Annotated in this window: 15 protein-coding genes and 1 pseudogene; 10 read left to right on the top strand and 6 right to left on the bottom strand. The window is 68.4% G+C overall.

What is annotated here, in order from left to right:
• Positions 1-22: 22 nt before the first annotated feature.
• The gene (locus tag OG947_RS08415; protein ID WP_051613494.1) at positions 23-706 is read right to left on the bottom strand and encodes a TIGR00266 family protein; all 684 of its coding nucleotides are present in this window, start codon (positions 704-706) and stop codon (positions 23-25) included.
• 111 nt (positions 707-817) lie between these two features.
• Between OG947_RS08415 and OG947_RS08410 the strand changes: the two genes are divergently transcribed.
• From OG947_RS08410 to OG947_RS08395, 4 genes are read left to right on the top strand one after another with little or no spacing between them, the layout of a single operon-like run.
• Positions 818-2,737 carry a hypothetical protein gene (locus OG947_RS08410; RefSeq protein WP_442973105.1) on the top strand — a complete coding sequence of 640 codons (1,920 nt, stop codon included), beginning with the start codon at positions 818-820 and terminating at the stop codon, positions 2,735-2,737.
• Entirely contained in the window at positions 2,734-2,922 is a 189-nt protein-coding gene (locus OG947_RS08405; protein ID WP_328813675.1) for a hypothetical protein, read from the top strand. The genes OG947_RS08410 and OG947_RS08405 overlap by 4 nt, the downstream gene beginning before the upstream one ends.
• Positions 2,919-3,332: a hypothetical protein gene (locus tag OG947_RS08400; RefSeq protein ID WP_056443829.1), complete on the top strand. Its 414-nt coding sequence runs from the start codon at positions 2,919-2,921 to the stop codon at positions 3,330-3,332. The genes OG947_RS08405 and OG947_RS08400 overlap by 4 nt, the downstream gene beginning before the upstream one ends.
• Positions 3,329-4,627: a hypothetical protein gene (locus tag OG947_RS08395; RefSeq protein ID WP_328813674.1), complete on the top strand. Its 1,299-nt coding sequence runs from the start codon at positions 3,329-3,331 to the stop codon at positions 4,625-4,627. Before OG947_RS08400 ends, OG947_RS08395 begins: the two co-directional genes overlap by 4 nt.
• A 76-nt stretch (positions 4,628-4,703) precedes the next feature.
• Here the strand turns inward: OG947_RS08395 and OG947_RS22650 are convergent.
• Positions 4,704-4,835: pseudogene (locus OG947_RS22650) on the bottom strand (hypothetical protein); the annotation flags it as partial.
• On the opposite strand from OG947_RS22650, the gene OG947_RS08390 reads away from it, so the two are divergent.
• The 5 genes from OG947_RS08390 (at position 4,789) to OG947_RS08370 (ending at position 9,420) form a co-directional block, all read left to right on the top strand.
• Positions 4,789-6,735: a CocE/NonD family hydrolase gene (locus tag OG947_RS08390; protein WP_442973104.1), complete on the top strand. Its 1,947-nt coding sequence runs from the start codon at positions 4,789-4,791 to the stop codon at positions 6,733-6,735. The pseudogene OG947_RS22650 and the gene OG947_RS08390 overlap by 47 nt on opposite strands.
• A 70-nt stretch (positions 6,736-6,805) precedes the next feature.
• Entirely contained in the window at positions 6,806-6,964 is a 159-nt protein-coding gene (locus OG947_RS08385) for a hypothetical protein (RefSeq protein ID WP_155957071.1), read from the top strand.
• A 99-nt stretch (positions 6,965-7,063) separates the two neighbouring features.
• On the top strand, positions 7,064-7,222 hold the full coding sequence (locus tag OG947_RS08380; protein WP_328813671.1) for a hypothetical protein: 159 nt from the start codon (positions 7,064-7,066) through the stop codon (positions 7,220-7,222).
• A 171-nt stretch (positions 7,223-7,393) separates the two neighbouring features.
• Complete coding sequence (locus tag OG947_RS08375) at positions 7,394-8,416, top strand: ABC transporter substrate-binding protein (RefSeq protein ID WP_328813670.1); 1,023 nt, start codon at positions 7,394-7,396, stop codon at positions 8,414-8,416.
• Positions 8,417-8,439: 23 nt separating this feature from the next.
• Positions 8,440-9,420 carry a FecCD family ABC transporter permease gene (locus OG947_RS08370; protein WP_328813669.1) on the top strand — a complete coding sequence of 327 codons (981 nt, stop codon included), beginning with the start codon at positions 8,440-8,442 and terminating at the stop codon, positions 9,418-9,420.
• Between the two features lie 40 nt (positions 9,421-9,460).
• Here the strand turns inward: OG947_RS08370 and OG947_RS08365 are convergent, their stop codons facing one another.
• Both OG947_RS08365 and OG947_RS08360 read right to left on the bottom strand, forming a co-directional pair.
• Positions 9,461-10,417 carry a type IV toxin-antitoxin system AbiEi family antitoxin domain-containing protein gene (locus OG947_RS08365; protein WP_328813668.1) on the bottom strand — a complete coding sequence of 319 codons (957 nt, stop codon included), beginning with the start codon at positions 10,415-10,417 and terminating at the stop codon, positions 9,461-9,463.
• Positions 10,418-10,423: 6 nt separating this feature from the next.
• Positions 10,424-11,065, bottom strand: a complete 642-nt coding sequence (locus tag OG947_RS08360) for a class I SAM-dependent methyltransferase (protein ID WP_328813667.1) — start codon at positions 11,063-11,065, stop codon at positions 10,424-10,426.
• 80 nt (positions 11,066-11,145) lie between these two features.
• Between OG947_RS08360 and OG947_RS08355 the strand changes: the two genes are divergently transcribed.
• A complete protein-coding gene (locus tag OG947_RS08355) occupies positions 11,146-12,327 on the top strand; it encodes an RtcB family protein (protein WP_056443848.1) in 1,182 nt (393 codons plus the stop codon).
• 37 nt (positions 12,328-12,364) lie between these two features.
• Here the strand turns inward: OG947_RS08355 and OG947_RS08350 are convergent, their stop codons facing one another.
• Both OG947_RS08350 and OG947_RS08345 read right to left on the bottom strand, forming a co-directional pair.
• Complete coding sequence (locus OG947_RS08350; RefSeq protein ID WP_328810750.1) at positions 12,365-13,177, bottom strand: SDR family oxidoreductase; 813 nt, start codon at positions 13,175-13,177, stop codon at positions 12,365-12,367.
• A gap of 17 nt (positions 13,178-13,194) precedes the next feature.
• Complete coding sequence (locus tag OG947_RS08345) at positions 13,195-14,940, bottom strand: EAL domain-containing protein (protein ID WP_222638813.1); 1,746 nt, start codon at positions 14,938-14,940, stop codon at positions 13,195-13,197.
• Between the last annotated feature and the right edge of the window lie 275 nt (positions 14,941-15,215).

Below are 15,215 nucleotides of genomic sequence, written 5' to 3'. Positions count from 1 at the left end.
TTCCGGGGTCTGAGTTCCACGATCAGCTCGAGCGTGGCCGGTTCTCGTCGATGAGCCGTTCGAGTTCGCGAGGGTTCCTGGTCTGCAGCAGGACGCGGCCCGGACCGGTGAAGTCGAACACCAGCCCCTCGCCGGACTTCAGCGTCTGCATCGTCTTTCCCTGTACCGCTCGACGCACGTCGAACGTCATCGCGAGGTGGTACGCCACCACGTGACCGGTGTCGATGGTGACGCGTTCCCCGGGACCGAGGTCCATGACGTCGATGGCGCCGTACACACCCAGCAGCACGTGCCCGCGTCCCGACGCCTTGTAGCCGAAGGCGCCCTGGCCGCCGAACATCTGCTTCATTCCGCCGAACTGCGGGTCGACGGTGACGTCGGGGGAGTTGCCGAGCCAGGAACCGTGGCCCACGAACCACTCCTGCCCGTCGGCGACGTCGACGGTGATGACGTCGCCGGGCAGCTTGCCGGCCAGGTCGACCCAGCCGCCCTGGTCCGGTGCCGTGTACGTGGTGACGTAGAAGGATCCGGCGCTCAGCGCGCTGCGTTTGAGTCCGCCGAGGAATCCGCCCGGGGTGCTGCTCCGGATGTCCACACCGGCCGAACACGCGAGCATCGCCCCGCCCTCGGTGTTCAGCGATTCCCGTGGTGCGAGGCGGCATCGGGCGACGGTGTTGGAGGGGTTGTGCCGGAGTTCGACGTCCATGCGCAGACGATAGAGCAGCGACGACCGCCGCGCGCGGCACGTGAGAGTGCCCGAGAAATTACTTTCGGGTAGCTCTGGTGTCGACGCCCGGTTACAGACATAATCCGATGCGTGAACAATGTAGGTGTTACCTCGAGTAACCTGATCGCACAGGCGCCGGCCGGTGGCGGCGCCGCGCTCGATCAGGTCTTCGGCATGACCGCGGCAGCCGGTGTCATCTCGCTGTTCCTGCTGTATCTGGCCGTGATGCACCGGACGAGGCGCATCACGTGGCTGCAGCGCCTCGCGGACTACGCGGGCGAGAAGCTGCACCGCCCCGGGTGGGTGGCGCTGCCGCTCGTCATGTTCATCTCGACGATCCTCACCGCGTTCTTCGGCTTCATCTGGGACGTCAGCCTGCACATCGGACGTGGTCGCGACGAGGGCCCGTTGGCCAACCCGGCGCACTACTTCATCCTGGTGGGCCTGTTCTTCCTGTTCATCGCCGGTGCGCTGGCGATCATCCTGCCGCGCGACGAGAAGCCCGGTCCGGCAGCCATCAAGATCACCCGGACCTGGTATGCCCCCACCGGCGGGCTGCTCATCGCCGGCTCGGGCCTGTACGCGCTCATCGGCTTCCCGCTCGACGACATCTGGCACCGCATGTTCGGCCAGGACGTGACGCTGTGGGGACCGACGCACCTCATGCTCATCGGCGGCGCCGGGCTCTCGCTCGTCGGCGTGCTGCTGCTCGAGCACGAGGGTCGCGTCGCGATGGCCTCCACCGCCGTGACCACCGCCGCCACCGCCGGTGAGCCCGACGGCGAGACGAAGGCGGACCCGGCGCAGGCCGTCGACTCCCGCAAGCGCTCGATCATCACCTGGTTCATGCGCAGCTCCGCCTTCGGTGGTCTCGTCATCGGCCTGTCCGTCTTCCAGATCGAGTACGACTTCGGCGTCGAGCAGTTCCGCCTCGTCTTCCAGCCGCTGCTCATGACGGCTGCCGGCGCCTTCGCGCTCATCGCCGCCCGCCTGATGGTGGGCCGCGGATCCGCTCTGTTCGCCGTCGCGTTCGCCGCGGTGATCCGCGAGGTCACCGCGCTGATCGTCGGTCCCGTCCTCGGTGAGCCGCACAGCGTGTTCACGCTCTACCTGGGCATGGCCGTGGTCGTCGAGATCATGGGTCTGACCACTCTCGTCCGCCGCCGCCTCCTGTTCGGTGCCGTCACCGGTGTCGCCGTGGGCACCGTCGGCCTGTACCTGGAGTCCATGTGGGTCGACGCCGTCTTCCTCTACCCGTGGCCGAACAGCATGTGGGTCGAGGCGCTCGCCACCTGCATCCCGGCCGGCCTCGTCGTCGGTCTCACCGCGGGTCTGTTCGCACAGGCTCTCAGCGGTGACGGACTCCCGCGTCCCGCCGTCCGGCGTTCCGTCGTCGTCGCGATGGTGCTGGTGCTCGGCGGCAGCGTCGCGAACGGCCTGATGATCGACGTTCCGCAGGGCGCGAGCGCGACCGTGAGTCTCACCGACGCTCCCCGCGAGGACGGCTTCCGCATGGTCACCGCCACGGTGAGCATCGACCCGAGCGACCTGGTGTCCGACGATCCCGAGTGGGTCTCCATCCTCGCCTGGCAGGGCGCAGGCGACTCGCTGCACGGACTCGTCGTCGACAACCTCGAGCGCACCGGCCCGGGTGAGTACCGCTCCACGCGTGCCATGCCGGTCGACGGGACGTGGAAGACGTTCCTGCGCATCCAGGACGGCCGCACCATGGCCGGTGCGCCCATCTTCATGGCGGCGGACGAGGGCATCGGCGCCGAGGAGGTCCCCGCGACCACCGAGTTCACCCGCGAATTCCAGTACGAGACCAAGCTGCTGCAGCGCGAGCGCTCGTTCGACCACCCGGCATGGCTGTTCACGGCGGCGTGCCTCGTGGTGCTGGCCTGCTCGCTGGCCCTCATCTGGTCGCTGTCCTGGGGCGCCGCACGCATCAGCCTGGCCACCCCCGGCAACACCGCGACGAAGGGCAGCAAGGAGCGCAGTCGCGTATGACGCCCGATCCGAACGTGACGTACCTCGCGGATCACTCTGTCGTGCTGGCACTTCCGGCCGTCATACCCGCAGTGCTCATCGCTCTCGTGGTGATCGTCATCGTCGTGCGCGACCGGCGGACCGAGCGGGCGGAGAACGCCGAGAACGACCTGAAGGATGCAAACGAGAGGGAGGGCACGGAGTGAGGCGGGTAGTGGTGGTCGGGCTGGCGGTACTGGCGCTGGCGGGGTGCTCGCAGGCGGAGCCGGAGACCGAGGCGACGCCCGAGCAGGTCTCCTCGACACCGGCCACGTCCGTAGCGGCGTCCGACGTCCCACGCATCACGCCCACCACCACGCTCGACGTCTCCATCGCGGGCGGTGAGGTCACCCCGGTCGACCAGCGTCTCGAGGGCAGGGTCGGCGAGGAGATCCTCGTGACCGTGTCCAGCGACGCGGAGGACGAGATCCACGTGCATTCCGTTCCGGAGCACAGCTTCCCGGTGGCGGTCGGTGACGATCAGCAGTTCCGCTTCACGGTCGACGTGCCGGGCTCGGTCGACATCGAGTTGCACGAGGCCGACGTCACCGTGGCGACGGTGCTCGTCCGGTCGTGAGCAGCGAGGTCCTCGCGCACGGTCTCGGCGGGTCGACCGACCTGCCGATCCCGGTGACGTACGCCCTCATCGGCGGTGCCTGGGCGCTGGCAGCGTCCTTCGCGGTCCTGTTGTTGGCGTGGAAGACTCCGCGTCTGACGCCCGATCGACACCTGGTCCGGACGCCGCTGGCGCGACTCGTGGACGCTGCCGCGTTCCGGGGCGTCGTCGGCGCCGCGTCGGTGGCGCTGGCCGTGTGGGTCGGTGCGGCGTCGGTGCTGGGTCCGCAGGATGCATCCAACGCTCTGCTCGGCGTGTTCTACGTGCTGGTGTGGGTCGGGCTGGTCCCGGCATCGCTGGTCTTCGGGCCGGTGTGGCGCATCGTGTCGCCGGTCCGCGCGCTGTATCGCGTTCTGCCGCACGGCCGGCCGCGGACCGTGCCCGACGGCATCGGGGTGGTCCCGGCGGTGCTGGGCCTGCTGGCCTTCGTGTGGCTCGAACTGGCGTCGAGTGATCCCGGTTCGGTCGCCGCCGTGCGTACCTGGTGTCTGCTGTACGTGGTGGTCCTGCTCGGCGGCGCCCTGATCTTCGGCGAGGAATGGTTCGCGCGCGCGGATCCGTTCGAGGTGTTCAGCGACACCGTGGCGCGGTTGTCGATCCTGGCGCGCGACAGGGAGTCTCGCGCCCTCATGCTGCGGAACCCGCTCGACGGTGCCGCCACCCTCCCCGTACGACGCGGAACCGTCGCCGTGACGGCCACGTTGCTCGGCTCCACCGCGTTCGACTCGCTGGCGCAGACGCCGAGATGGAAGTCGTTCGCGCGTGACCTCGGTGACCCGGTGCTGATCCGCACGGCCGGCGTGCTGGCGTGTGTCGCACTGGTGGGCACCGTGTTCTGGCTCGCGGCGCGCACCACCGGCGGCGTGACGAGGGAGCGTCGCGCGCAGTTGCCCGGCTTGCTGGCGCACTCGCTGATCCCGATCGTCGTCGGGTACTTCTTCGCCCATTACCTCACCTATCTCGTGGAGAAAGGTCAGCAGAGCGTCTTCACGTTGTTCGATCCGTTCGACCGAGGATGGAATCCGCTCGGCATCGCGGACGCGTCGGTGAACTACGCGTTGTCCTCGCATCCGTCGGTGGTCGCATCGATCACGGTGCTGTGCGTGGTGATCGGGCACATCGTCGGAGTGACACTGGCGCACGACGCGGCTCTGCGGCTCCTACCGAAGAAGGACGCGCTGCTCGGCGAACTGGCTCTCATGCTGGTGATGGTGCTGTACACCTTCCTCGGTCTCTTCTTGTTGTTCGGCGCATGAATGGTCGTTGACCTTTCCGTGACCGTAGGTTACCGTCCGGTAGGTTAGTGGCGCCCATCACAGGGGAGGGTGCCGATCAGAGCATGGGGGCTCGTGTGCGGCGTCGTTCCACGGTCATCTCGGGCGTTCTCGTCGCCCTCCTCGTCGCATCCGGTACCGCGGTGCCGGCCACGGCGGATCCCACCGGCGGCGCGGACGCCGTCGCCTGGACCGCCGCGGCCGATGCGCCGCCGCAGTACCCGCAGGTGGCCATCGACTGGGACGTCCCCATCACGATGAGTGACGGAACGGTGTTGCAGGCCAACATCTACCGGCCCGCCGATGCGTCCGGTCGCCCGGTGGAGACCGACCTCCCGACCGTCCTGAACATCACGCCGTACACCAAGCTGGTGGGCAACCTGATCGACTCGATCCAGCAGATTCCCGGAGTGAGCGAGCCGGTGCTCGACTTCCTGGCGAGCCTGAACTTCGCCGGTACGCCGTTCGACGGCATCACCGATCTCACGCAGGCGGTCGACGGCGGGGGCCTGCGCATCTTCGCCGTCAACCGAAACCTGGTCCAGAACGGCTACGCCCAGGTGATCGTCGATGCCCGCGGCACCGGGTTCTCGCAGGGCACGTGGGACGTGTTGGGTCCACGCGAGCAACAGGATTCGGCGGAGATCATCGACTGGACGTCCCGGCAGTCCTGGTCGGACGGTCAGGTCGGTATGTCGGGCATCTCCTACTCGGCCATCAACTCCGTGCAGGCCGCGGCGCTGCGTCCGCCGGCGCTGAAGGCCATCTTCCCGGTCGAGCCCGGCAACGACCTGCTGCGCGACATCGTGGGTACCGGCGGCGCGTTGGGTGTCGGGTTCATGCCGCTGTGGCTCACGTTGGTCAACGTGCTGAAGTTCGTCCCGAACGTGCAGTCGATCCTGCAGGGGCAGTTCGACACTCGGTGGCTCGCCGATCGACTGGCTGACCCGGCGATCCTGATCCCCGAACTCGCCAACGCCTTCACGGCGCCGACCATTGCCGACATCCGGCCCGAGACACTCGGTGTCGCGCAGGACGGCGAGTTCTACGCCGACCGTTCGGCGGATCTGTCGCAGATCGAAGTGCCCACCATGGTCTACGGCGGCTGGCACGACATCTTCACCAACAGTGAGCCGCGCATCTACAACGACATCCCGGTCGCGCCCGGACGCAAGCAGCTGATCATGGGCGACGGGTACCACGTCAATCCGGGCGCGGGCTTCGGACGCCCGGGCAACCCGCCGCGGCTCGATGCACTCGAACGCGCGTGGTTCGACCACTGGCTCAAGGGCGTCGACAACGGTGTCGAGAAGTACGGCCCCGTGACGCTGTTCCAGCAGGGCGGCGGGTGGACCACCACCGATCAGTTCCCCCGTGCCGGAGCGCAGTCTCAGCGCACCTACCTCTCCGCCGCCCCCAGCGGCACCGCCGGGCACAGCCTCCACGACGGCTCGCTGTCCTCGTCGCCGACGTCCGACACCGCGCGCCTCACCGTCGCGCCGGGCCTGCGCGGGGTCTGTTCCCGCGACGCCGCGGTCGGTACTGCGGGTGCGGCGGCGATCCTGGGGTCCGTGTGCACGAAGGACTCCCGGTTCAACGAGGCCGAGGCGCTGACCTTCACCAGCGCGCCGGCCGAGAAGCCCACTCAGATCTCGGGTGCCACCAACCTGCATCTCAACACGGTGCTCGATCGGCCCGACGGCTTCTGGGCCGCGACGATGAACGACGTCGCGCCGGACGGCACGTCCACCCCGATCAGCCACGGCGCTCTCACCGCATCGCTTCGCCAGATCGACGAGGCGAAGAGCACCCGCTCGGCCAACGGCGACTACGTCGACGCGAAGCCGGCGCTCACGCTCGCGAGCCGGCAACCCCTCGTGCCCGGCGTCCCGACCACGGTGGACATCAACCTGCTCCCCACGGATGCCGTGATCGCGCCGGGCCACCGGATCCGCATCGACGTCTACGCCGCCAGCGTGCCGCGCTACCTGCCACTGGGGCCGATGCTCGTCGACTCCGCGCTGGCACCCCAGCACGTGCAACTCGACCCCGCGAACCCCAGCTTCGTGAACATTCCGTATGTGAACTGAGCGGATACCGTGACCATGTCGCGTCCTCGCAGGCGGTTCGGTCGCCGGTATCGGTGGAACACTTCGTGACATGTGGTGGTTCGTCATCGGCTTCGTGGCCGTCTGGATGGTGGTGTCGGTCGTTCTCGGCGTCCGAGTCGGCCATGCCATTCATGTGGCCGACGTCGAGGAAGACGTCGAGCACGCACACGACGTCGACGGTGACGCGCCACTCGCTCCCACGAGGTGATGGGGACCGAGATCTGATTGTGATCGAGCACGCCAATCCTCGCGAATGGCCGTGACGAAAACTCGTCGTGACGACACCGCACCACCTCGGGACCCGCTCGTGACCACGGGCTGGATGCTCGTGGTGGGCATCGCGGTCGCGTGGCTTCTCATGGCGGTCCTCATCGGTGTCTGGATCGGTCGCGCCGTCCGCAAGGCGGAGCGCGACGCGCGTCGGCAGGAGTCGACTCCCGAACACCGCCGCGACTCGGCGGCCTGACGACCGACCGTTAGAGTGACCCTCGAACAGTCGTTCAGCGAGGGAACCCGGTGCGATTCCGGGACTGGCGCGCAACGGTGACGAGCTTCGGCTCGAAGTCCGATCGCTTGCTGTCCGGCACCACCCTCGAAGCTCCGCGCACGGGCTCCCAGCAGGACGGCACAACCGAACATGACCCCACGCCTCGCGATCGCCGCTGTCGTCACGACAGTCGGCCTCCTCGCCACAGGATGCTCCACCGGCCCGACCACGACGGCTGCGGCCGAGGCCGGAAGCAACTATCCCGTCACCCTCGAGAACTGCGGCCGCACCGTCACCATCGACGCGCCGCCGCAGCGCGCCGTCTCCCTCAACCAGGGATCCACCGAGATTCTGCTGTCCCTCGGGCTGGAAGATCGGATGGTCGGTACCGCCACCTGGACCGACCCGGTACGGGCCGACCTCGCGGACGCCGACGCGCAGGTTCCTCGGCTGGCGGACAACAAGCCCTCGCTCGAGGTGGTGCTGGACGCCGAGCCCGATCTGGTCACCGGGTCGTTCGGCGGAACGCTGGGAGAGGGTGGAGTCGCGGACCGCGACCGGTTCGATGCCCTGGGCGTCCCGACGTACCTGTCGCCGACCGACTGCATCGGTAAGTCGGCCACCAGCGTCAACGCCGACGGTGCCCGGGACGAGCCACTGAGCATCGAGACGGTGTTCGAGGAGGTGCGCGATCTCGCGGCGATCTTCGATGTCCGCGACCGAGGGGATGCCCTCGTCGACGAGCTGCGAACGCGCTACGACGCGGCATCCACGCCGGTGTCGGAGGCGTCGCTCGCGTACTGGTTCGCCGACACCACTGCCCCCTACATGGCCGGGTGCTGCGGAGCGTCCGGTGTCATCTCGAACGCGGTGGGCGTGCGCAACGTCTTCGCGGACACGAAGGACGAATGGCCGCAGGTGAGTTGGGAGAGTGTCGCCGACCGCAACCCCTCCGCACTCGTGCTGGCCGACCTCAGCCGGCGCAGCATCGACGGTGACGCGCTGGCGAGCAAGATCGCATTCCTCGAGAGCAACCCGGTGACGAGTCGCATGCAGGCGGTGATCGACAAGCGCTACATCGTCGTGAACGGTGCCGACCTCAATCCGTCGATCCGGACCATCGACGGTATCGAGAAAGTGGCTGCGGCACTGCAGGAGTGGTCGAACGGGTGAGGGTGCGACCGGCATTGGCGGTCGTGACCACGCTGCTGGCGGTCGTCGCGTCGGTGGCGGTGTCCATCGCGCTGGGCCCGGCGAACGTGACGGTGCCCGACGTGGTCGCCGTCGTCGTCGCGCATCTCGGTGGCCCGCCGGCGGACGTCAGCCGCATCCAGGACGGCATCGTCTGGGAACTGCGGCTTCCCCGTGCACTTCTCGCGGCGATCTGCGGGTGCGGCCTGGCGCTGTGTGGCGCGATCATGCAGTCGCTGCTGCGTAACCGCTTGGCGGATCCGTTCGTTCTCGGCATCTCGTCCGGTGCCTCGACGGGCGCCGTGTCGGTGGCGGTGCTCGGTGTGGGTGCGGGCGCACTGTCGCTGTCGACCGGCGCCTTCGTCGGTGCTCTCGTGTCCTTCGTGCTGGTGATGATGCTGGCCACCGGCGCCGGCGGTGGAACTGGGCCGGTGATCTTGGCGGGAGTGGCCGGTACGCAGTTGTTCTCGGCCCTCACCTCGTTCATCGTGCTGTCCTCCGCCGACGCCGAGCAGACGCGCGGGGTGCTGTTCTGGTTGCTGGGCTCGCTCGCCGGTGCCGGGTGGAGCGATGTCGCGGTGTGCGCCGGCGCCGTGGGGATCGGGGCGGTGGCGTGCGTGGTGGCGGCGCCGTCGCTCGACGCGGTCACGCTGGGATCGGACACGGCCCGCGCGCTCGGTGTCTCGATGCTCCGCCTGTCCGTCGTCCTGCTCGGAGTCACTGCACTGATGACCGCGACCATCGTGGCGTCGGCGGGAGCCATCGGATTCGTCGGGCTGGTCATCCCGCACGCGGCTCGCATCCTCGTCGGCACCGCCCATCACCGCGTGCTGCCGGTGTCCATGGCGATCGGTGCCGTGTTCATGGTGTGGGCGGACACCCTGGCGCGCAGCGTCTTCGCGCCGCAGGAGATTCCGGTGGGGGTCGTGACGGCGCTCGTGGGTGTGCCGGCGTTCGCGATCATCCTGTTGCGTGGAAAACGCTGATCGTGGAATCTGAACCCCGGAATCCGGGGCGCCGATTCCACTATCGACGCAGTGCTCGACGTACCTCGGCGATCACGGCTTCGGGCTCTCGAATCAGCCGGTGGTAGGTGAACCGGAGGATCGTCCAGCCGTCGTTCACGAGCGCGTTCTGACGCACCGCGTCGTGTGCCATGCGCTCGGCCGTGCGGTGATACGCCCAGCCGTCGATCTCGATCGCCACCCGTCGGTCGACGAAGGCCACGTCGATCACGTAACCGCATGACCGCACGGCGCACTCCCATCCCGTGATGCGAAAGGTGCGCAGCAGTCGAAGGAAGATTCGCTCCGCCTCGGATTCGCCGCCGGTCGCCGCGTGCACGAGCATCGCCGCGGCGCGAGGGCTGCCGACACGTCCGGGGTTGCGAGCGTGGGCACTCTGCAGCCGGTCCAGTGACGTGCGGGTCTGCAGTGCGCGGTCGAGGAACTGGGTTCCGTCGCCGGGTCGCGCCTCCTCCAGGATCACCGCGGTCTCCAGCACAGTCAGAGCGAGGCCGGTGACGCGGAGATCGCGGGCCACCGCCACGTCGACTGCAGGAACGTCGCGTCGTCGCACGGTGACCGACCGATCGAGGTAGCGCCGAGCACGCGGAATGGTCACCCAGGAGTGGGCGGGCGGCCGCTCGAGCAGGCCGAGCCACCATGCGGCGGTGGGCCCACTCGCGAGTGCTCCGCGACCGCATCGGAGCACCGCGATGCGCACCATCGCCTGCTGGGTGACCGGTTGACCTGCCGGCATGTAGATGCCCGAAGCCATGCGGGTCCAGCGTCCTGCGGACACGCGGCGTTCGAGCGCAGTGGACGACAGCCCCAGTGCCAGGGCCTGCGCCCGGCTGATGACGCCGTCGTGCCGACCAGCGAATCTGTCCAGTTCGTTCACGCACTGTTGGACGGGCGTGGGCCCACCGGGGATCCCCGCAGGAACAGTGGAATCGGAACCCTGGATTCCGGGGTCTGACATCCACGATCAACACCCTCGCGGCGGCGGCTCCACGAAGTGATCGCGTGCCCGCGCGACGACGAACGCCTGCGCCGCCGTCTCCGTGCCGTGAGCGGATCGCACGGCGTCTCGGTGCAGCACGTACCCGCTGTCGATGAGCAGCGACTGCACCTCGTCGACGTCGTGGCGGAGGTAGTCGAGGTGCACGTCCCGCCCGAACGCGGTGCGCAGCTCGCGGGTGGGTGCGGCGGTCTGGAATGCCAGCAGCAGCCAGCCGTCCGGGACGGTGACGCGGCGGAACTCGGCGAACAGAGCGGGCAGATCGGCGGTGGGGGTGTGCACGATCGAGTACCAGGCGCACACGCCGTGCACAGAACCGTCGGCCAGGGGGAGCGCGGTCATGTCGCCCACCACCCAGGAGGCCGGCCCCGATGCTGCGGCGATCATGCCCTTCGACGCGTCGAGACCCAGGACGTCGAGGCCGGCACCCGCGAGCTCGCGTGCCGCCTGGCCGGGCCCGCACCCGGCGTCGAGCACCGTCGTGCCGCGCGAGGACCGTACCGAGCGAGCGAACGACGACAGGAACCCGCGGTCGAAGGGGCGCGAGCCGAGCTCGTCGGCGAAGGCGGCCGCGTAGTCCGGGGCGATCGCGTCGTACTCCGAGTGCATGCGAGACAGCGTAATTGCCTGGCACCGAGGTACCCACACCTCGTACCGTCACTGACTCACCGACAACGAAGGAGATCACCATGCCACCGACAGGCGCGGGAACGCGGCTGCTCAACTGGGCCTCGGCCATCGAGGACGCCACGTTGGAGCAGGCGCGTCGCACCGCGGCCATGCCGTTCATCCACCCCCACGTCGCCCTGATGCCCGATGCGCACCCTGGAATGGGAAGCGCTGTGGGCACGGTCATTCCGACACTGCGCGCGGTCATCCCCGCCGCGGTCGGCGTCGACATCGGGTGCGGGATGATCGGCGTCGAGACGACGCTGACTCACAGCGACATCACGGACCTCGACCTGGCGCAGCTGCGTCAGGACGTCGAGCGTGTCATCCCCCTCTCGCCCGGCAACTACAACGGGCACCTCGACCGCTTCGAGTTCACCGCTGCCAAGATCGCGGAGCTCGAGGAACTGGCAGAGAAGAGCGGGGTGGACCTGTCGCACTCGCCGAAGTGGCGTCAGCAGCTGGGGTCTCTCGGCGGTGGCAACCACTTCATCGAGCTGTGTCTCGACGAGCGGGACCGGGTGTGGCTGTTCCTGCACTCGGGTTCGCGAGGGGTGGGCAACAAGATCGCCAAGAAGCACATCGCGATCGCGCAGAAGATGTGCGAGAAGTGGTGGATCCAGCTGCCCGACCGTGACCTCGCGTACCTGGCCCAGGGCACGCCCGAGTTCGATCGGTACATCGCGGATCTGACGTGGGCGCAGCGGTTCGCGTACCTCAACCGGGCCGAGATGATGGATCGGTTCCTGCACCAGTTCGTGCATCGGGCCGGTACCGACACGAGTGTCGAGTCGGACCGAATCAACTGTCACCACAACTACACCCGGCCGGAGAAGCATGCCGGCAAGGACGTGTGGCTCACCCGTAAGGGCGCAGTTCACGCGGCCGAGGGTGTGCGGGCCATCATTCCGGGCAGCATGGGAACGCGGTCGTACGTCGTCGAGGGCAAGGGCAGCGCGAGCGGTCTGCACTCGGCTCCGCACGGTGCGGGTCGGCGGTTCTCCCGTGCCGAGGCGCGCAAGCGCTACACGCAGGACGACCTGCGTGAGCGGATGGTGGGGATCGAGTACCGGGATTCGGCCGAGTTCATCGACGAGATCCCCGATGCCTACAAGTCCATCGACGTGGTGATGGAGGATGCTCGCGATCTGGTCACGGTGCTCCACGAGCTCCGCCAGATCATGAACGTCAAGGGCACCTGACGACCCCGATGGCCCTGCAGTGCAGGGCCATCGGACGTCACACGCTCCGCCAGGCGTCGTCCTTCACGAACTGGACGGCCTGCGGCCCCATCAGGGCCATGCCGCCGTCCACGACGAGGGAGGCGCCCGTCATGTACGACGACGTCGGGCCGGCGAGGAACGCGACGACGGAGGCGATCTCCCGTGCGTCGCCGGTACGCCCGAGCGGGACACCCGGCCGGGGGTTGCTCTCGGGGTTTTCGTCGGTCTGACCGGTCATCGGTGTCGAGATCTCACCCGGCGCAACCGAGTTGACGGTGATGCCGTACTGCGCGAGCTCGATCGCCATCACCTGCGTCAGTCCGCCGAGACCGGCCTTCGCGGCGCAGTACGGTGCCGCACCGACCTTGGGCAGGTGTTCGTGCACGCTGGTGACATTGACGATGCGCCCGCCGTGGCCCTGCTCCACCATCAGCCGTGCGGCGTGCTGGCCACACAGGAACGCCCCGTCGACGTCGACCGACAGCACCGTGCGCCACGAGTCGAAGTCCAGGTCGAGGAACGAGGTGGCGGTGCCTGTGCCGGAGCAGTTCACCAGCACGTCGATCCCGCCGAGCTCACTGGCCAGCGAGTCCACGGCGAACGGGGCGCCCGGGAGGTCGGTCAGGTCCATGTGGGCACTGAACCCGCTGCACCCGAGCGCGCGGATCTCCGCGACGGTGGCCTCGGCGCCCTCGCGGTCGCGGTTGTAGGTCACCCCGACGTCGAGGCCGCCACCGGCCAATGCGACGGCCACCGCGCGGCCGATGCCGGAGTCGCCGCCGGTCACGACGGCGGTGCGGGGAACGAAGTCGGAACCTGGTGTCGTCATGGCCGGGCCATACCCGCTCAGAGTGCGTTCATGCCGTCCTGACGGCTCAGGATCGGAGTGGAGGTGGGGCGCCCCAGCAGGAACCCTTGCACCATGTCGGCACCGAGGCTGCGCGCCGACTCCAGCTCCTGCGGCGTCTCGATGCCCTCGTACACGCATTCCGCACCGATGGCGGCCGCGAAGGTGGTGAGGGCGCTGGCGGCGGCGCGGCGCATGGGGTCGGTGTCGATGCCGCGGACGATCGAGGCGTCGAGCTTGAGGACGTCGGGCTTGATCTCGACGAGCTGACGGAGACCGGAGTAGCCGGCCCCGACGTCGTCGACGGAGATGGACAGGCCCTCGTCGCGCAGATGATCGAGGGCGGCGCCGAGTGCGGTGTAGTCGCTGACCAGGTCGTGCTCGGTGATCTCGACGACGACGCGTCGGCACTCGGCGGCCTCGTCGAGGATCGGCACCAGGTCGGTGGCGACGATGGTGGTCGCCGAGACGTTGACTGCGAGGAAGACGTCGGTCGGGAGGTCTCGGGACGCCGCGACGGCGCGTCGGACAGCAGCGAGCTCCAGCGGGATCTGCAGGCCGTCGGCGGCCGCGTCGAGGAACCAGCTCTGGGTGGTGCCGTGCCCGGAAGGAAAGCGGGACAACGCTTCGTAGCCCATGACGCGACCCGTCGACACCGACAACACGGGTTGGAAGACGATGGCGGGCCCGCCGTCGGCGATCAGCTCGGCGACGTGGTGGTTGCTGCGCGGAGCCACGGCGTCGCCGTACTGCAGGAACGCGGCGGCGGTGAGGGTCTTGCCGAGCGCGACGGTCACCGTGGTGCGGTAGTCGACCGGCACGGTGGAACTGGTGCAGGTCATGCTGACGGTGGCGCTGCGCAGGCGGGTCGACTCCACCAGGGCGCGCGCCGCGGCGAGCCGCTCGGCCACGTCGTCCGCGGAACCGAGCCAGACACAAGCGAATTCGCCCGGTTGGGTCCGGGCCACGATGGCGTCGGGAAACGCATCCGTGAGGAGACTCGATGTCTCGGCGACCAGGTCGTGGCTCGTGGCGCGGCCGAGGCGTCGCTCGATCTGCACGAAGTCGCGGAGATGGACGACGGCCGTGCCCAGGGTCTGCTCGACTCCGCGGGGGACATCGAACCGGGCGACGGCGCCGTCGAGGCCGCGACGGTTGAGCAGGCCGCTGACGCTGTCGCGTCGGCTGTTCTCGAGCTTGTCGGTGAGGAAGTCGACGTGCATCTTGAGCAGGATCGGCACGATGACCGCGGTGAGCAGGGTGAGCGCTCGAGACAGAACGAGCCAGCCGGGGACTCCGTCGTGTACCGAGAGCACAGACAGCACGACGAGGATCGCCGCGGCGAAGGCCAGCTGGGCCGCCAGGATCCGCCCGGAGACGTACACACCCGCGAACAACGACACCAGCATCAGCAGCACGACGCCGGGAAGGGCGTCGAACGGCGAGCGGGAAGCGAACAGAACGACGGTGATGCCGATGTCGGCGTAGACGACGAAAGGGATCGAGTAGCGGAGGTTCCGCCCGTAGAGGTAGATGAGCAACGCGGACGGAAGAGTGGTCAGCGCCGCCACGGCGACGATGACGAAGGACGTCCTGTCGAACTGCGGTGACAGACCCCAGGTGATCCCGGCCAGGCCCACGATGATGACCAGCGTCAACACGACGAGACGCATCGCAGGCACGCTCGGGTACTCGAGGCGTGCCGCGGCGTGGTCGGCGGTCGGGATCGGACGTACGGGCAACACACACTCTCGTTCGTCGAGCCGCGTCGACCCCCGACGAACGATGCGGCAGTGAGGAGAAGGACAGGTCGAGTTCCCGGTATTCGGAGCTGCGGTTCGCAAGGACGGGCAAACGGTACCCGATGATCGAAGAATAGATGCCGAGTGAATGCAACAACCGAGAATGGCCTGATTTCGGCCATGATGACAACGTTCGTTGTACCAATTCGCGACGGCTCACTGCTTGCGTGGTACACCGAGTTGCAGTAACTTTTACTGCAACAGCCTGTCGCACCAAG

The organism is Rhodococcus sp. NBC_00297, from assembly GCF_036173065.1.
Taxonomy (GTDB): Bacteria; Actinomycetota; Actinomycetes; order Mycobacteriales; family Mycobacteriaceae; genus Rhodococcoides.
Note: the sequence above shows the minus strand (reverse complement) of the source record. Positions and strands in the feature narration are given on the sequence as shown.